Source organism: Phenylobacterium sp. (assembly GCF_030646615.1).
GTDB lineage: Bacteria > Pseudomonadota > Alphaproteobacteria > Caulobacterales > Caulobacteraceae > Phenylobacterium.
This window is the reverse complement of record NZ_JAUSLG010000012.1, coordinates 44,516-62,033: the sequence shown is the minus strand read 5'-3', so window position 1 is coordinate 62,033 and position 17,518 is coordinate 44,516. Positions and strand designations below refer to the sequence as shown.

General features: G+C 67.9%; 15 protein-coding genes. 9 read left to right on the top strand and 6 right to left on the bottom strand.

Annotation, left to right across the window (positions count from 1 at the left end):
- Window positions 1–58: 58 nt before the first annotated feature.
- Complete coding sequence (aroC, locus tag Q7S93_RS01860) at window positions 59–1,195, bottom strand: chorismate synthase (protein ID WP_304711876.1); 1,137 nt, start codon at window positions 1,193–1,195, stop codon at window positions 59–61.
- A 109-nt stretch (window positions 1,196–1,304) separates the two neighbouring features.
- Between aroC and Q7S93_RS01855 the strand changes: the two genes are divergently transcribed.
- Window positions 1,305–1,568, top strand: a complete 264-nt coding sequence (locus tag Q7S93_RS01855; protein ID WP_304711875.1) for a hypothetical protein — start codon at window positions 1,305–1,307, stop codon at window positions 1,566–1,568.
- Here the strand turns inward: Q7S93_RS01855 and Q7S93_RS01850 are convergent, their stop codons facing one another.
- Complete coding sequence (locus Q7S93_RS01850) at window positions 1,569–2,276, bottom strand: DnaJ C-terminal domain-containing protein (protein ID WP_304711874.1); 708 nt, start codon at window positions 2,274–2,276, stop codon at window positions 1,569–1,571.
- Window positions 2,277–2,360: 84 nt separating this feature from the next.
- On the opposite strand from Q7S93_RS01850, the gene pdxH reads away from it, so the two are divergent.
- Both pdxH and Q7S93_RS01840 read left to right on the top strand, forming a co-directional pair.
- Complete coding sequence (gene pdxH / locus Q7S93_RS01845; protein ID WP_304711873.1) at window positions 2,361–3,041, top strand: pyridoxamine 5'-phosphate oxidase; 681 nt, start codon at window positions 2,361–2,363, stop codon at window positions 3,039–3,041.
- 13 nt (window positions 3,042–3,054) lie between these two features.
- Window positions 3,055–4,548 carry a bifunctional aminoglycoside phosphotransferase/ATP-binding protein gene (locus tag Q7S93_RS01840; protein WP_304711872.1) on the top strand — a complete coding sequence of 498 codons (1,494 nt, stop codon included), beginning with the start codon at window positions 3,055–3,057 and terminating at the stop codon, window positions 4,546–4,548.
- Between the two features lie 24 nt (window positions 4,549–4,572).
- Here Q7S93_RS01840 and Q7S93_RS01835 read toward each other — a convergent pair whose 3' ends face one another.
- Window positions 4,573–5,664 carry a 3-deoxy-7-phosphoheptulonate synthase gene (locus tag Q7S93_RS01835; protein ID WP_304711871.1) on the bottom strand — a complete coding sequence of 364 codons (1,092 nt, stop codon included), beginning with the start codon at window positions 5,662–5,664 and terminating at the stop codon, window positions 4,573–4,575.
- Between the two features lie 343 nt (window positions 5,665–6,007).
- On the opposite strand from Q7S93_RS01835, the gene Q7S93_RS01830 reads away from it, so the two are divergent.
- Complete coding sequence (locus Q7S93_RS01830; protein WP_304711870.1) at window positions 6,008–8,329, top strand: long-chain-fatty-acid--CoA ligase; 2,322 nt, start codon at window positions 6,008–6,010, stop codon at window positions 8,327–8,329.
- Between the two features lie 13 nt (window positions 8,330–8,342).
- Here the strand turns inward: Q7S93_RS01830 and Q7S93_RS01825 are convergent, their stop codons facing one another.
- Entirely contained in the window at window positions 8,343–9,242 is a 900-nt protein-coding gene (locus Q7S93_RS01825) for an MBL fold metallo-hydrolase (RefSeq protein ID WP_304711868.1), read from the bottom strand.
- 82 nt (window positions 9,243–9,324) lie between these two features.
- Between Q7S93_RS01825 and Q7S93_RS01820 the strand changes: the two genes are divergently transcribed.
- Window positions 9,325–9,483 carry a hypothetical protein gene (locus Q7S93_RS01820; protein ID WP_304711866.1) on the top strand — a complete coding sequence of 53 codons (159 nt, stop codon included), beginning with the start codon at window positions 9,325–9,327 and terminating at the stop codon, window positions 9,481–9,483.
- Here Q7S93_RS01820 and Q7S93_RS01815 read toward each other — a convergent pair.
- A complete protein-coding gene (locus tag Q7S93_RS01815) occupies window positions 9,480–9,887 on the bottom strand; it encodes a TIGR01244 family sulfur transferase (RefSeq protein ID WP_304711864.1) in 408 nt (135 codons plus the stop codon). The two genes, Q7S93_RS01820 and Q7S93_RS01815, sit on opposite strands and share 4 nt — an antisense overlap.
- Before the next feature lie 117 nt (window positions 9,888–10,004).
- Here Q7S93_RS01815 and oppB point away from each other — a divergent pair, with 117 nt between their 5' ends.
- Both oppB and Q7S93_RS01805 read left to right on the top strand, forming a co-directional pair.
- On the top strand, window positions 10,005–10,928 hold the full coding sequence (oppB, locus tag Q7S93_RS01810) for an oligopeptide ABC transporter permease OppB (protein ID WP_304711861.1): 924 nt from the start codon (window positions 10,005–10,007) through the stop codon (window positions 10,926–10,928).
- Window positions 10,925–11,833: an ABC transporter permease gene (locus Q7S93_RS01805; protein WP_304711859.1), complete on the top strand. Its 909-nt coding sequence runs from the start codon at window positions 10,925–10,927 to the stop codon at window positions 11,831–11,833. The genes oppB and Q7S93_RS01805 overlap by 4 nt, the downstream gene beginning before the upstream one ends.
- 16 nt (window positions 11,834–11,849) lie before the next feature.
- On the opposite strand, the gene Q7S93_RS01800 is transcribed toward Q7S93_RS01805, so the two are convergent.
- Window positions 11,850–12,398 (bottom strand): hypothetical protein, encoded by a 549-nt coding sequence (locus Q7S93_RS01800; RefSeq protein WP_304711857.1) that lies wholly within the window; start codon window positions 12,396–12,398, stop codon window positions 11,850–11,852.
- 100 nt (window positions 12,399–12,498) lie between these two features.
- On the opposite strand from Q7S93_RS01800, the gene Q7S93_RS01795 reads away from it, so the two are divergent.
- Window positions 12,499–14,100, top strand: a complete 1,602-nt coding sequence (locus Q7S93_RS01795; protein ID WP_304711855.1) for a peptide ABC transporter substrate-binding protein — start codon at window positions 12,499–12,501, stop codon at window positions 14,098–14,100.
- A 218-nt stretch (window positions 14,101–14,318) separates the two neighbouring features.
- Complete coding sequence (locus tag Q7S93_RS01790; RefSeq protein WP_304711853.1) at window positions 14,319–17,216, top strand: TonB-dependent receptor domain-containing protein; 2,898 nt, start codon at window positions 14,319–14,321, stop codon at window positions 17,214–17,216.
- Window positions 17,217–17,518 lie beyond the last annotated feature (302 nt).

Below are 17,518 nucleotides of genomic sequence, written 5' to 3'. Positions count from 1 at the left end.
ATTTCAGGCAAGTCATCGACCGGGTCAATGCGGAAAACCGGCGATCTCTGAGGTTGGCTCAGGTCGCCAGCCTGGGCTGTGCGCCGACGCCCGGGACAAACCGCGCATCGCCGGCCTGGGCGCGATGGCGCAGGAAGGCGTCAGCCAGCACGCAGGCGACCATGGCCTCGACCACCGGCACGGCGCGGATTCCGACGCAGGGGTCGTGCCGGCCCTTGGTGCGCAGCTCGATCTCTTCGCCCGCCTCATTGAGGCTCTGCCGGGGCGTCAGGATGGAGGAGGTCGGCTTGAAGGCGACCCGGGCGCTCACAGCCTGGCCGGTAGAAATGCCGCCGAGCACGCCGCCGGCCATGTTCGACAGGAAGACCGGCTGGCCGTCATTTCCCATCCGCATCTCGTCGGCGTTCTCTTCGCCAGACAGGGCCGCGGCGGCGAAGCCGGCCCCGATCTCGACCCCCTTGGCGGCGTTGATCGACATCAGCGCCCCGGCCAGCTCGGCGTCCAGCTTGCCATAGATCGGCGCGCCCCAGCCGGCGGCGACCCCGGTGGCTTCCACCTCGACGACGGCGCCGGTGGAGGAGCCGCTCTTGCGGATCGTCTCCAGGTGAGATTCCCAGACCGGGACTGTCTCAGGATCGGGACACCAGAAGGGATTGTTGCGGGTCTCGTCCCAGTCGAAGCGGCTGCGGTCGATCGCATGGGGGCCGATCTGAACCACGGCGGCGCGGATGGTGACGCCGTCGAGAATCTTACGGGCCACGGCGCCGGCGGCGACGCGGGCGGCGGTCTCCCGGGCCGAGGCGCGGCCGCCGCCCCGATAGTCGCGCACGCCGTACTTGGCGAAATAGGGATAGTCGGCGTGGCCCGGGCGAAAGGCCTGGGCGATCTCGGAATAGTCGCGGCTACGCTGGTCGGTGTTGTCGATCATCATCGAGATCGGCGTGCCGGTCGTGACGGGGCCGCCGGTGCGCTCGTCCTCGAAGACGCCCGACAGGATGCGCACCGCGTCTGGCTCCTGGCGCTGGGTCACGAACTTGCCCTGGCCCGGCCGGCGCTGGTCGAGCCAGACCTGGACATCCTCCGGGGTGAGCGGGAGGCCGGCGGGGCAGCCATCGATCACGCAGCCGAGGGCCGGCCCATGGCTTTCGCCCCAGGTGGTGACGCGGAACAGGTGGCCAAATGTGTTGTGCGACATGGCGGCGGTCTTAGCGCATTTCCCGGCGGGCGCCACGCCCCGGCATAGGGGAACTCGCAAGCTTCAGCCGCGCTGTTAGGGCATGAAAACGCAACAGGAGTTCAAGCCGATGCGCCTCGTGATCCTCTCGGTCGCCGCCCTCATGCTGCCGGCCACCGCCAGCCTGGCTGATGCGCCGCCCTCGGCCCAGGAACGGGCGCAGGTGATGGCCGCCCTGGCTGCGGTCGGTTGCAGCGATCCCCGCGAGATCGAGCGCGAAGAAGATGACGGCGTGATCGAGGGCTACGAGGTGGAAGACGCCAAGTGCGCCGACGGCGTGTACGACTTCGAGCTGGATACGCAGTTCAACATCACCGATCGCGATCGGGACTGATCACGCCGCCCAGGCGGCGGCGAAACGGCGAAGCAGGGCGCGCGCCGCGCTGGACGCCGTATCGCTGGCCGCCTGCAGGCGGATGAACATGTCACCCTGCCGGTGACGACCCCGGGCCGGGAGGCCTTCGCCAGCCAGTCGGATGAGGCCGCGGGCGGCCGCCTTCTGGGTGATCCAGACGTCCCTGGGGCCCAGGGGCGTCTCCACCCGGGCGCGGCCACCCTGGTCCATCAGGGTGCGGTCGAGAACCGCCGTGACCCAGAGATCGTCGCCGCGGACGATCAGCCGGCCGTCCCCGCGCACCGCCACGCTGAGAAGTTCGCCGCCGACCCGCAGCCGGTCGCCGCTGCGAAGGCCCGCCGGAACCGTGATGCGCAGGCGCCGCCCATCGCCCATGACGTGCTCCAGCGAGCCGCCCTGAACCGCCACCGTCGGACTGACATTGAGGGTTGCGGCGTCCGCCGCACGACGGGTCTGAACACTGGGGGGCTGACGGATCGAGGTTTCTGGACCAGGGCCGCGACGAAGGGCTTCATAGGCCTGGACGAGGCGGCGGAAGGCCTCGGCGTCGCCGCCATCGCGGTCGGGATGCACGGCCTTGGCCCGATTGCGGAAGGCGCGACGCAGCTCGCCCGGCGAGGCCGCAGCGTCTACGCCAAGCATCTCCCGCGCCCGGCGGGTGGTCAGGGGCTGATCGGTCCCGCTCATAGGACGAAAGTCCTAAGCCAGGCGCCGTCAACGGCGCGTTAAACCCCTGACGTGCGACCGCCTGCGCGCTATAGGGCGCAGGTCATGTCAAAGACCCCGCTCCCCGAAGACTCCCTCATCCCCGCCTCGCCCAGCGAGGACGACTATGTGGCCCAGGTGACGAAGGCCGAGCCGCCGCCGCTGCTGTCGGAGGAGGATCCCTTCGCCCTGTTCTCCGAGTGGCTGCGGGAGGCTGGGGCCAAGGAGCCCAACGACCCCAACGCCATGGCTCTATCGACCGCCGACGCCGATGGCGCGCCCGACGTGCGGATGGTGCTGCTGAAGGACGTCGATCCCGCGGGGTTCGTCTTCTACACCAACCTGGAAAGCGCCAAGGGCCGGCAGCTGGCGGAAAATCCCCGCGCCGCCCTGCTGTTTCACTGGAAGTCCCTGCGCCGGCAGGTGCGGGTGCGAGGATCGGTCGCTCCGGTGACGGCGGCCGAGGCCGACGCCTATTTCGCCACCCGGGCGCGGGCCTCCCAGCTGGGCGCCTGGGCCTCGAGCCAGTCTCGGCCCCTGCCGGATCGGCTGGCCCTGGAAAAGCGCATCGCCGAGACCGGCCTGCGCTTTGGCCTCGGCAAGGTGGCGCGGCCGCCTCACTGGTTGGGATTCCGCCTGACGCCCACGGTGATCGAGTTCTGGCGCGACCGGCCGTTTCGTCTGCATGAGCGCCTGGTCTTCGCCCGGGCGAGCGGCGGCTGGACCACAGAGCGCCTCTATCCCTGATGGACGCCGTGTCTTGACCGATCCCGAGGAGGCCGAGGTCGCCAGTTGGCTGGAGGGCCAGGCCGATCGACGCATCGACACCGCCTGCGCCCGGGTCTTCCTGACACCGGAGCGCGCCTTCAAGATCAAGCGCCGGGTGGAGCTCGGCTATCTGGACTATTCCACCCTCGAGCTGCGGCGCTGGGCCCTGGACCGCGAGCTGCGGTTCAACCGGGCGGCGGCCCCGGACATCTATCGCACGGTGCGCACCATCAGCCGCACGGCTGACGGCGGGCTGGAGTTCGACGGGGCGGGCGAGCCTGTCGAATTCGCCCTGGAGATGCGCCGGTTCGATGAAAACGCCGTGCTGGCCGCCCAGCCCTGGGCGGTGGACGGCGCCCTGGCCGACAGTCTCGGGCGGACTGTGGCCGGCTTCCATGCCTCGGCGCCCCTGCGGCCCCAGGGCGGCGGCGGCCGGGCGCTGAAGTTCACCATCGATTCCAACGCCCATCTCCTGCGCGACCTGGCGCATCGGCTGGGGGCAGAGCGGGTCGAGGCGGTGGTGGCGGCGACGGATGCGGCCTTCTTCCAGCATCAGGCGCTGCTGGACGCCCGGGCCATGGGCGGCTTCGCCCGCCACTGCCACGGGGACCTGCACCTGGGGAACATCCTGCTGGAGGATGGGCGGCCGATCCTGTTCGACTGCATCGAGTTCAACGACACCTTGTCGGATGTGGACGTCCAGTACGACATCGCCTTCCTGCTGATGGACCTGGACTTCCGCCGCCGTCGCGACGCCGCGGTGCGGGTGCTGTCGGCCTATCTGGACGAGGCGGCCCGCAGCTTCGGCCCAGAACTCTGGGATGGGCTCGCCGCCCTGCCGCTGATGCTGGCGGTGCGCGCGGCGGTCCGCACCCATGTCTGGGCGCACTCGGGCGACGATGCGGCGGCCAGCGCCTATCTGGATACTGCGCTCGCCCACCTGTCGCCGCCGCCGCCCAGCCTGGCGGCCGTGGGCGGCCTGTCAGGCACGGGCAAGTCCACCTTTGCGCGGCTCATTGCGCCAGGGCTGGGGGCCTCGCCCGGCGCCGTGGTGCTGCGCACCGATGAGGTCCGCAAGCGCCTCATGGGCGTGCCCCCCGACAGCCGCCTGCCAGCCAGCGCCTATGGGCCGGGCTTCTATGAGCAGGTCTATGACACCCTGTTCAGCGAGGCGGGCCAGGCCCTGGCGGCCGGCCGCGCCGTGGTGCTGGACGCCACCTTCATCTCTCCGGAGCTGAGAGCCCGGGCCGAGGCCCTGGCTCGTCGGGCGGGGGTTCCCTTCTCCGGGATCTGGCTGGAGGCGCCGGCCGAGATCCTCGCCGCGCGGATCGGCGCCCGGCATGGGGACGCCTCGGACGCCACGGTCGAGACTTTGCAGATGCAGATCGACCGGGAGGTTGGCGACCTCACCTGGACCCGCGTCGATGCGTCCGGCCCGGCCGCGGAGGCGGCCGAGGCCTGGAGCCACCTCCAGACCCCGGCCTGATCCTCCGTCAGGCCCGACCCTCCCTCAGGCTTGCGCCGGCTCGCGGGCCAGGGCCTTGCGCCGGGCGGCGACCGCGCCCGCCAGGTTTTCCAGCACGGCGACGGAATCCGCCCAGCCGATGCAGCCGTCGGTGATGGACTGGCCGTAGGTCAGCGGCTGGCCCGGGACCAGATCCTGGCGGCCGGCCACCAGGTGGCTCTCGATCATCACGCCCATGACGCTCCGATCGCCGGCGCTCAGCCGGGCGGCGAGGTCGGCGGCGACCGCAGGCTGGTTCTCCGGCTTCTTGTGGCTGTTGGCATGGCTGGCGTCGACCATCAGCCGGGGCGCAAGACCCGCCTTCTCGATCAGCGCGCAGGCGGCCGCTACGCTGGCGGCGTCATGATTGGGGGCCGCGCCCCCGCGCAGCACCACGTGGCAGTCGCCGTTCCCGGTCGTGGCGGCGATGGCCGAGCGGCCTTCCTTGGTCACCGCCAGGAAATGGTGCGGCTGGCTGGCGGCCCGCACCGCGTCCACGGCGATCTGCACATTGCCGTCGGTGCCGTTCTTGAAGCCCACGGGACAGGAGAGGCCCGAGGCCAGCTCGCGATGGATCTGGCTCTCGGTGGTCCGCGCCCCGATGGCCCCCCAGGCGACCAGGTCGGCGATGTACTGGGGCGTGGTGACGTCCAGGAACTCGCAGGCCGCCGGCACGCCCAGGTCGTTGATGTCGGCCAGGAGGCCGCGGGCGATGCGCAGGCCCTGGTCGATCTGGAAGCCGCCGTCCAGGCCAGGGTCGTTGATCAGCCCCTTCCACCCCACCGTGGTCCGCGGCTTCTCGAAATAGACCCGCATCAGGATCTCCAGCTCGCCGGCGAACCGGGCGCGCTCCGCCGCCAGCCGGCGCGCATAGTCCATGGCCGCATCCGGATCGTGGATGGAGCAGGGGCCGATGACCACCAGCAGGCGGTCGTCGCGGCCGTGGATGATGTCCTGGGCGGCTCTGCGCGCGCCGGTGACCGTGCTGGTGGCGCGGTCGGTGCGGGGCTGGGCGGCCATGATCTCGGCCGGTGGCGTCAGCGGCCTGATGGAGCTGATGCGCAGGTCGTCGGTGGTGAGGGGGTCGGTGGCGGTCATGGACAGGCTCTCTCGGAGGGGCGCTTTGGCGAAGCCGTCCGACGGGCCATAAAAAAAGCCGCCGGATCGGCGGCGGCGGTTGAGGTTCTTCTTACGTCTGGGTCACGTCAGCAGAACTCCGTCCGTCGCCAGGGGCGTCGGATAGCCAAAATACCAAAAGAGATAGGTGGCGGCGTTCGGAGACATGATGGGGCTGATTTAACCCAAGGCCTGGCCCCTGTCACCCTCCAAAGGGCAGGCCATTCCCTTTGCGCCCCAGGCAAGCGACTGGCGTTGCCTTGGACGCCCGGCAAATCTAGCTTAGGTCTCAACCAAACACCGATAATCTAAAGGGAGGCGACTGATGCTCGGCTTGATGCAGGACTGGCCGCTGACGGTCGACAAGATCCTCGACCACGCCAAGGCCTGGCACGGGGACCGCGAGATTGTCTCGCGCAGCGTCGAAGGGCCCATCGTCCGCACCACCTATGCCGAGGTCCACGAGCGGGCCAAGCGGCTGTCCAATGCGCTGCTGAACCTGGGCATGAAGCCCGGCGACCGCATCGCAACGCTCGCCTGGAACACCGCCCGGCACCTGGAGGCCTGGTACGGCATCATGGGGGTCGGCATGGTCTGCCACACCCTCAACCCCCGCCTGTTCCCCGAACAGCTCGCCTACATCATCAACCATGCCGAAGACCGGGTCATCTTCACCGACCTGACCTTCCTGCCGATCCTGGCGGCCCTGAAGGACAAGCTGCCGACGGTCGAGAAGATCATCGTCATGACCGACGAGGCGCACATGGCCGACTGCCCCATCGAGGGCGCCTTGTGCTTCGAGACCCTAGCGGCCGAGAGCTCGCCCGACTGCGCCTGGGGCGGCTTCGACGAGAACACCGCCGCGGGCCTCTGCTACACCTCCGGCACCACGGGCAATCCCAAGGGGGTGCTCTATTCGCACCGCTCCAACTTCCTGCACACCCTGACCACCATGGGTTCGGACGTGCTGGGGGTTGGGGCTGCGGACTCCATCCTGCCGGTGGTGCCCATGTTCCACGCCAACGCCTGGGGCATCGCCTTCTCGGCGCCGGCCGTAGGCGCCAAGCTGGTCATGCCGGGGCCGAAGCTCGACGGCGCCTCGGTGCACGAACTGCTGGAGAGCGAGCAGGTCAACTTCTCGGCCGCCGTGCCCACCGTCTGGCAGATGCTGCTGCAGCACCTGCGCGACACCGACGGCAAGCTGACCAGCCTCAAGCGTGTGGTGATCGGCGGCTCGGCCGTGCCCGAAGCCATCGTCCGGGGCTTCCGCGACGAGTTCGGCGTCGATGTGACCCACGCCTGGGGCATGACCGAAACCTCGCCGCTCGGCACCCAGGCCACGCCCAACCACAAGATCGCCGCCATGGACGAGGAGGCGCAGCTGCGCTTCAAGCTCAAGCAGGGCCGTCCCCCGCTGGGCATCGAGATGAAGCTGGTGGACGACGCCGAGGAGCGTCTGCCACACGACGCCACCACCTTCGGCCGGCTCAAGGTCAAGGGCCCCTTCGTGGTCGGGGAGTATTTCAAGGCCGAGGGCGGCAAGCTGCTGGACCCCGAGGGCTTCTTCGACACCGGCGACGTGGCGACCATCGACGAGCATGGCTTCATGCAGATCACCGACCGAGCCAAGGACGTGATCAAGTCCGGCGGCGAGTGGATCAGCTCCATCGAGATCGAGAACCTGGCCGCCGGCCATCCCAAGGCCGAGCTCGCCGCGGTGATCGGCGTCGAGCATCCCAAGTGGGACGAACGCCCCCTGCTGCTGGTGAAGCTGCGCAAGGACCAGGGGGCCACGAAACAGGAGTTCCTCGACTTCCTGGACGGCAAGATCGCCAAGTGGTGGATGCCCGATGACGTGGTGTTCGTGGACGACATCCCGCTCGGCGCCACCGGCAAGATCGACAAGAAGCTGATCCGCGAGCGCATGGCCGACTATCGCCTGCCCACCGCCGAGCCGGCCCCGGCCGCGCCTCTGCTGGCGTCCTCGCCCAAGCTCTATGCGCCCGAACCGGCGCCGGGCGGGACGCCGTCATCGCTCGCCTGGACGCCAGCGCCTGGGGTGATCAGCAGCGACCCTGCCCCCGAGGGCCTGACGGTGGTGGGCGCCGGCGAAGGGCTGACCGCCCTGGACGCCGCCCCGCCCGCGCCTGCCGCCGACGCCCACAAGGAGGCCACGGCGGAAGCCCTCGGCCCTTTTCCGGATGAGGGGCGGGACCAGCTACAGGTCCTCGAACCCCTAACCTTCGACTCGACCGCTGAAACGGCCGGAGCTGAGCGACGGACGGCGCCGCTGGACGCCGCGGACTCGCCGCTGGTCATGCCCAAGGCCCGCGCGCCGCGACGCAAGGCCTCGCCCCTGGCGGGTCTCTATATGGCGCTCGCCCTCGCCCTGGCGGTGACGCCGGCGGCCCTGTTCGCCATGGGGACCTATGGCTGGAGCTATGGCCTGGTGAACGGGACAGCCGCCCAGCTGGCCCTGGCCTGGGTTCCGCAGGCAGCAACGGTCGGCGCTTTGACCAGCGTGCTGGCCATCTTCGTCGCGGCCATGGGCGGCTTCCGCCGCTATTGGGGTCCGGCCGTGCTGGCGGTGCTGATCAGCGCAGTCACCCTGGCGGTCATGGCCGCCACCGGCGGCCTGGGCGTCTGAGGTTTAGCGTCCGTCAGCTGGCGGGGCGATAGAGGCTGTCGATGCCCGGGGCCCCGTCGGTGACCACCTTGCCGCGGCGGACCAGGTCGATCATGTGGCCCAGCACCGAGCGGGCGGCGGCCGGGTGCAGGCGCGGATCGACGTCGGCATAGAGCACCGGCACCATCTCGACGATCTTGCCGTGACCGTCCTTCACCGCGGCCAGCACCTGGGCTTCCCGCGCCCGGCGGTGGGCGGCATAGGCCTCGATGAACGGGGTGACGTCGCGGATCGGCGGGCCATGGGTGGGCCAGAGCACCTCGTAGCCGCGGGCCTTCACCCGCTCCAGGCTCTCCATATAGTCGGTCATGTCCCCGTCCGGCGGGGTGATTACCGTGGTCGACCAGCCCATGATGTGGTCACCGGAGAACAGGGCGTTCTCCTCCTTCAGGCCAAAGCAGATGTGGTTGGAGGTGTGACCTGGCGTGGCTACGGCCTCCAGCGTCCAGCCTTGCCCTTCGATGATCTGTCCGCCGCCACAGAGGCTGATGTCGGGCGAAAAGCCGAAGTCCGCGCCGGCCTCGGTGCGGATGGTCGACTCCTCGGCCTGCACGCCGACGGCGCAGCCATAGATCGACGCGCCGGTCTTATCCTTCAGCGGGCCGGCGAGGGGCGAATGGTCGCTGTGGTGGTGGGTGACCAGGATGTGGGACACCTGCTCCCCGGGCTCCAGGGCCGCCAGGATCGCCTCGAGATGTTCAGGCAGATCGGGGCCGGGATCGATGACCGCCACCTGGCCGCGGCCGACGATATAGGTGCCGGTGCCGGTAAAGGTGAACGGTCCCGGATTGCGGGCGATGACCCGCCGGATCAGCGGCGAGACCTGATCGCAGACGCCGTATTCGAACGTGATGTCGCGGACATAGGGGATCATCGGCGGCGGACTCCAAGAGGCGGGCTAAAGGCGGCGCCCTTGTTGCGGTGTCTTCCCCCAAGTGGCGGAAGAGGTGTCGAACATGATCGCGGATACGGCCATATATGTCTCAAAACGGCTCCAGCGCGCAGCCTTCGCCGTCCTCTGTCTCATGGCGGCGCAACTCACCCTGGCGCTGGCCAGCTGCGAAGCCGAGCCGTCGGCCATGGCTGCGCGGGTCAGCCTGGCCGACCTGCCCTAGCCGACGACGCCAGACAGGTCGTAGCCGGCCGCAGCGCCCAGCGCGATAAGCTTGTCGGGCTCCAGGGCTCCGGCCTGGGCCTGGCCGAGGGCCCAGGTGACGATGGAGCGGGTGCCCGAGCGGCAATAGGCCAGCACCGGCCCGTCGGCCTGGTCAATCGCCTCGCGCACGGCGGCCACCTGTTCGATGGTCGGCCCGCCCCGAACGGGGATCGCCACATAGTCCAGGCCCGCCGATCGGGCGGCGGCCTCGATGGCGGCGCCGGTCGGCTGGGCCGGGTCTTCGCCGTCTGGCCGATTGTTGATGATCAGCACGAAACCCTGCGCGGCGGCGGCGGCCACGTCGGCCTCGGAGATTTGCGGGCTGGTGGAAAACTGGTCGGTGACCTGGCGAAACGGTGTCATGGGGTCCTGACGTAAACGACGCTCTTTCGGCTTTGTTTGACATCATCGGGGCGCGATGGAAGTTTCGCAACGCCCGGCGAGCACCCGCGGCGCCAGCGAAAGACCAGCCCAGCCCACATGTTGCGTTTCATAGGCCGACGCCTTCTCATCGCGATCCCGACCTTGTTCCTGGTGGTCACCGTCGCCTTCTTCATGATGCGCGCCGCCCCGGGCAGCCCGTTCGACGGCGACCGCAAGCTGTCGCCGGAGATCGAGGCCAATGTCATGGCCAAGTACGGCATGGACCGCCCGCTGCACGAACAGTACGGCGCCTATCTGGCCGGCGTGGTCCAGGGCGATCTCGGGCCGTCGCTGAAATACAAGGACAAGACCGTCCTGCAGATCCTGCAGGAGAACTACCGCGTCAGCCTGACGCTCGGCCTGTCGTCCATCATCCTGGCCACGCTCATTGGCGTCAGCCTTGGCGTGCTGGCGGCCCTGAGACAGAACCAGACCACCGATTATGTGGTGATGACCGTCGCCATTCTCGGGGTCTGCATACCCACCTTCGTCACCGCGCCGATCCTGGTCCTGGTGATCGCCTCGAAGCTCGGCTGGCTGCCCAGCGCCGGCTGGAACGGGGGCGCGCTGCCCAACCTGATCCTGCCCATAGTGGTCCTGACCCTGCCGCAGGTGGCGATCATCTCGCGGCTGACCCGGGCCGGCATGGTCGAGGTGCTGCGCTCCAACTATATCCGCACCGCCCGGGCCAAGGGGCTGCCGGAAAATCGGATCGTGCGGCGCCACGCCCTGCGCGCGGCCATCCTGCCCCTGGTGAGCTATCTGGGGCCGGCGGCGGCGGGCCTGATCACCGGCTCGCTGGTGGTGGAGAAGATCTTCAACCTGCCGGGCCTGGGCAAGTTCTTCGTCATCAGCGCGCTCCAGCGCGACTACACCGTGGTCATGGGCATGGTGATCTTCTACGCCGCCCTGATCCTGATTCTGAACCTGATCGCCGACCTGCTGCACGCGGTTCTCGATCCGCGCGTGAGACTGTCATGACCGGGACCATCCTGACGCCCGGCTCGCGCCGGGGCGCCGAGACCATGGAGAAGGCCGCCCGCGGGCGCAGCCTGTGGGACGACGCCCAGCGCCGCCTGCTGCGCAACAAGGCCGCCGTGGGGGGCATGATCGTCCTGGGCGTGCTGGTTCTGGCCGCCGTCATCGGGCCGTTCTTCACGCCGTTCGCCTATGATCAGATCAACAAGGATCACGTCTGGGCGCCGCCGCTCACCCAGGGCCACCTGCTGGGCGCCGACTCCCTGGGGCGCGACCTGCTGGCGCGGCTGTTGACGGGCTTGCGGGTTTCGCTGGCCATCGGTCTGGTGGCCACCTCGGTCTCCCTGATCATCGGCGTCGTCTGGGGCGCTGTGGCCGGCTATCTGGGCGGGCGGATCGACGAGATCATGATGCGCGTCGTCGACGTGCTCTATTCGCTTCCCTTCATCTTCTTCGTCATCCTGCTGATGGTCACCTTTGGCTCGAACATCATCCTGATCTTCGTGGCCATCGGGGCTGTGGAATGGCTGACCATGTCGCGGATCGTGCGGGGCCAGACCCTGTCGCTGAAGCACAAGGAGTTTGTCGAGGCCGCCCGCGCCGCCGGCCTGGGCGACGGCGGCATCATCGCCAAGCACATCATCCCCAACCTGCTGGGACCTGTGGTCGTCTATGTGACCCTGACCATCCCGGCCGTGATCCTGGCCGAGAGCTTCCTGTCGTTCCTGGGGCTGGGGGTGCAGCCGCCCATGGCCTCGCTTGGCACCTTGATCGCCAATGGGGCGCAGGACATGGAGCTGGCCTGGTGGCTGCTGGTCTTCCCCTCGCTCACCATGGTGGTCACCCTGATGAGCTTCAACTTCATCGGCGACGGCCTGCGCGACGCCATCGACCCGAAGGACCGGTAGACGAGGCCCGCGGCGCCTATTCGACCCGCTGGGCTCGCACGGCGCGCTGGCCGTCCAGGTTCATGAAGAAGCTGCCCATGGAGGCCTTGCGGATCTCAACCTTGGTTCCTGGGCGCGGCCGACGGACGAGCTTCTCGGTGTCGGTCTGCTGCCAGACCGCCCCGTCCTCCAGTTCGATCACCCACTTGCCGCTGGCGGCCTGATAGGCGCGCTTGGCGACGCCGGTCACATTGTCGATATCGTCGGGGGCTTCGCCCCGCTCGAACAGGGCCAGTGAGGGCAGGGAGAAGCCAAAGGCCTGGCGGCGCACATTGCGCGCCTGTTCCCGATCGACCACGACGATATCGCCCTGGGCCTCGGCCTGATCCATGGCGCCGGCGGCCTGATCGTAACAGGCCAGACGGGCCGAATCCTCGCTGAGGCTACGGCAGTCCAGCAGCGATTGGAGGACCGCCGCCCGGCCGGGCGGGGAGGCCGGCGTCTGCGCCAGAACCGCCATCGGCGCCAGCGCGCTCGCAGCAGCCAGCCCCAGCCCGAGTCTTGCCCCGGTCCAAAAACCTGTCATCGGTTGCCTCATGATCTTTCTGAGCCTCATTGAAGAGGTCCGCCGCGTCCGGCGCAATCTCTTCTCGTGTCCGCCTGCCGTCGTGGCGCTGCTTGTTTCCATGTTCCTGGGCGCGACCGTCGCCTGCGCGCCGCAGGCGCCGGCCCGCCCCGACTGTCCGGAGGGGCAGGTCTGTATCCTGATGGGCAACGGCTCGGAGCCGGCGACGCTCGATCCGCACAAGGCCACCGGCACCTGGGAAAGCCGTATCCTGTCGGACGCCTTCATGGGCCTGACCCAGGATGACGCCGCCGGCGGGACGGTTCCGGGGATGGCCGAGCGCTGGGACGTGAGCGAGGACGGGCTGGTCTGGACCTTCCATCTGCGCGAGGCGGTGTGGTCTGACGGCCAGCCGCTAACGGCCGACGACTTCGTCTTTTCCCTGCAGCGTATCCTGCGCCCTGAGACCGCGTCGGAATACGCCTCGCTGCTCTATTTCATCGCCGGCGCCCAGGCGATCAATGAGGGCCAGGCCGAGGCCGAGACCCTCGGCGTGCGGGCGATTGGTCCACGCACCCTGGAGATTCGCCTCGTCCATCCTGCGCCCTACCTGCCCGAGGTGGCCAAGCACCAGACCATGTCCCCGGTGCCCAAGCACATGGTGGAGAGGCTGGGCGACGCCTGGGTCCAGCCGCAGAACATCGTTTCCAACGGCCCCTACACGGTCGAGACCTGGCGGTTGGGCGACTATGTGAAGCTGATCAAGAACCCACGCTTCTACGAGGCCGAGTCGGTCTGTATCGATCAGGTCTACTATTATCCGACCACCGACGCTGCGAGCGCAGAGCGCCGGGTGCGGCGTGGCGAGCTGGATCTGAATTTTGACATCCAGTCCAACCGCATCGGCTTCCTGCGCGAGGAGATCCCCGACTACGTCCAGACCCACACCTGGCTCGGCGTGGCCTATCTGGCCTTTAACGCCAATGTGGAGGCGCTGCAGGACATCCGGGTCCGTCGGGCCATCAGCATGGCGATCGACCGGGAATTCATCACCGAAAAGCTGCTGCGCGGCGGTCAGACCCCGGCCTACAACTATGTGCCGCCCGGCGTCGCCAACTATGTATCGCCGCCGCTTCCGGAATGGGCGAGCTGGCCCCTGGCCCGACGCCAGGCCGAGGCGCGTCGGCTGCTGGCGGAAGCGGGCTACACGCCCGACCGACCCCTTAGGCTTGAGATCAAGCACCGCAACTCGCCGGACCCGACCCTGTTCATGCCCGCCATCCAGGCGGATCTGAAGGAGGTCGGGGTCGATCTCTCCCTGGCCCAGAATGAAGTCCAGATCGCCTATGCCGCCTATCGGGCCCGCGACTTCCAGATCGCCGACGCCGGCTGGGTGGCCGACTACAACGACGCCATGAGCTTCCTCTATCTGAACCAGACCTCGGCCGGGCCGCAGAACTATGGGGACTACAGCAACCCCACCTACGACGCGCTGCTTCGCCAGGCCGACAATGAGCCGGATGCGGCGATCCGCGCCGGCTATCTGTCGGAGGCCGAACGTATCATGCTGGCCGATGCGCCCATCGTCCCGGTCTATTTCCTGAACAGCAAGGCCCTGGTCAGTCCGCGAGTGACGGGTTGGGTCGGGAACATAATTGACCACCACCGCACGAGATATCTGTGCCTGAAAGGCCCTGAGGCCCCAAATAGGGGCATGAATTGATCGTCAAGCGCCTTGGCCATGGCCTCTATGTGTCCTCAATGTGACAGGTCTGGGTCGAATACATTGCGGCTTGTTAATGGCCGTTGACCCCCCTTCGGTAACCTCCGTAACTCACACGTAACCGGGGTCGGTCTTCGATCCGCGGGAAATCTGTTTTGTGGGGAGCGGCCCTACGAGCGTCCGAGGGACGCGAGTTTGGCCCGCTGGAGGATCTGACCTTGAACATCAAATCCAAGCGAGAACGCCTGTTGGCGTCCTCGATGATCTGTGGCGCTGCGTTCGCCGTTATGGCCGTGTCGCCTGCTGCCGCGCAGCAGGTCGCCGAAGTCGAGGAACTTGTTGTCACCGGTTCGCGCATCGTGCGCCCGAATCTCGTCGAGGCCGCGCCCGTTCAGGTGGTCGGCAGAGAGAAGCTCGAGCAGCAGGGGCTGGAGAACATCTCCGACGTGCTGGTGAGCCTGCCGCAGTTCTCGGCCTCCTTCGGCGCGTCGCGGACCCAATCGACCTTCTCGGGCACGACCTCCTCGGGCCTCAACGTGATCAACCTGCGGAACCTGGGCTCTTCGCGCTCGCTGGTTCTGATCAATGGCCGCCGGGCGCCCTCGGGCACCATCTTCTCCAACGCGGTCGACCTGAACACCATCCCCTCGGCCAACATCTCGCGCATCGATGTCATCACCGGCGGCGCCTCGGCCATCTACGGCGCCGACGCGGTGTCTGGCGTCGTCAACATCATCACCGACACGAACTTTGAAGGTGTCGAGATGGGCTTCTCCTACGGGGAAGCGCTCGACAATCACGACAACCAGAACCCCAGCGCCTTCGTCCGTTTCGGCGGCAACTTCGATGGCGGCCACGCTGGCCTGACCCTGCAGTACGACTACCAGGGCCTGGTGAGCTGCGCTGACCGCTATATCTGCGCCGAGGATTTCTTCTGGTCGCCGCCGGGCGCCCCCGTCCGCGGTCCTGCCGCGCGTTCGGGCGTTCCGGAGAGCGGTCGCTACTTCGTCGATGGCGTGGCGCCCAGCTACACCTACATCAATGGCGCCGTGGTTCCGTTCGCCGTGGCGACTCACGGCTATAACCGGAACGCTGCGCGCACCCTGGCGATCCCCACCGAGCGGGTCATGCTGGCGGCGGACGCGGATTTCGCCATCACCGATCGGATCACGGCTTTCGCCGAGCTGAACTATGGCTCGTCGCAAACCAACGGCCCGTTCGAGGCCCATCCGTTCCAGTCGAACGGGGACCTCGTCTCAGGCCTGATTGAGCCGTCCATTCCCACCGACAACCCCTTCCTGCCGGCCGACCTTCGCGCCCTCGCCCTCGCCAACGGCGATAGCGAAATCACCTGGTGGCAGCGCTTCTCCGGTCTCGGCGACCGGGGCTCCAACAACCTGCGTCAGACGATCCGCGGCGTGGTGGGTCTGCGCGGCGACTTCGACACCATTGGCGGCTTCGGCAGCGACTGGAACTGGGAAGCCTCCTATGTGTGGGGGCGCACCACGTTTGACGGCCAGTCCAACGGCCTCGTCGCGCGTGACGCCCTCTATGCCGGTCTCCGCGTCCAACCCATCGCCGGCGCGCCCGGCACCTATGAGTGCGTGGATCCGCTGGCCCGCGCCCAAGGCTGCGTGCCGATCAACCCCTTTGATGGCTACAGCGCAGAAGAGCAGGCTTGGCTTGTTCGCTCCGGCGGCGTGAACTCGCGCAGCGAGCTGGAGAACGGCCTGGTGTTCCTGTCGGGTTCGATTGTCGATCTTCCGGCCGGCCCCCTGCAGATCGCGGTCGGCGCCGAATCGCGCCGGACCACCTCGTACGAAGACTATTCGACCGAGATCAATCTGGGCACGACCACGGGCAACCAGATCAGCGACAGCCCTGAAACCTCCTTCAAGACCGACGAGTTCTTCCTCGAGACGACGGTTCCGATCCTGCGCGACCTGCCCTTCGCCCGGGAACTGAACGTCGAAGCCGCCTACCGCTGGTCGGACGGCTCCGACGTGGGGACCTACGACACCTGGAAGTATGGTGGTGACTGGTCGCCCGTCTCGGGCCTTCGCTTCCGGGCGATGAAGAACCGCGCGGTTCGTGCGCCGGTTCTCGGCGAGGTCACCGGCGTGAGCCAGACCTTCGGCACGATCGCTGACCCCTGCATCAACTGGGCGTCGAACAGCAATGCGACCCTGCGCTCCAACTGCCAGGCCGCTGGCGTTCCCGGCAACTACAACCCCCCGCTGACGGTTCAACAAGGTGTCTCCGGCTTCGTCGGCGGCAACCCCGACCTCAAGCCGGAAGTCGCCGACACCCTGACCTATGGTCTGGTGTTCCAGGCCAGCTCGTTCGACTTCATGCCGACCTGGTCGCGGGATCTGACCATTTCGGTCGACCGCTTCGAGATCGAACTGGAAGGCGTCATCAATACGGTTGGCCGCCAGAATATCGCGCAGCTCTGCTACACTTCGGAAGCCGGCGCGCGTGACATCTTCTGCAACCAGATCACGCGCGGCAGCGACCCCGCCGTCCCGGGCGCCAACTATGTCCTCACCGACGTCAATGACCAGGTGCAGAACATTGCGAGCCTCGAGATCGCGGGCGTCGATCTGGAGGTCAACTACGGCCTGATGATCGGCGACATCTTCGCCGGCGCCGAACGCTGGGGTTCGCTCAACCTCAACAGCGTCTGGACCTTCTACGACAAGGCCGAGCAGACGCCCTATCCGGGCGGCGACGTCCTCGACCTGCTCGGCGCGGCCGGCGGCTCCACCTCCGACCAGGGGTGGCTCAAGCGGCAGGGCAATACGACCCTGTCCTGGGCGATGGGGCCGGTTCGCTCCTCCTGGACCGTGCGTTATATCGGCAAGACGAAGAGCGCGCCGGAGGACCTGTTCGGCGACTCCATCGTCGACATCAAGGCCAAGGTATACAGCGACTTCCAAGTTCGCTGGGCCGCGACGGACAACATCGAGACCTATCTCGGCATGAACAACGTGTTCGACGAAGAACCCCCGTTCTTCCCGACCAGCCAGGCCGGCACTCAGGCTCTGGATACTGTTCCGGCCTACTACGACGTCTTCGGCCGTCAGGCCTATGCGGGTGTGAAGCTCCGCTTCTAAGCCACGGACGTCTTGCGACATGGAGGGGGCGGCGGAGTGATCCGCCGCCCCTTTCTCATGCCTGGTGATCGGGCGGTCGGGTGGTTTGTGGCGGCATCGCGCCCCGTCAGACCGGCGGCAAGGGGCGCCTCGTCAAGCCGGCGACGCCCTGGAGCGCGTTCCCGATAAAACTGGTAATCGGGTGAAACGCGCTCAAGACCTGGAGTCCAGAGCCCGATGCGATGAGGCCTGGCGTCAAGGGCGGCTGAGAACGGACCTCAGCGCCCACACCCATCTGCGGCGCCGTCAGATGGGTGGCGCAG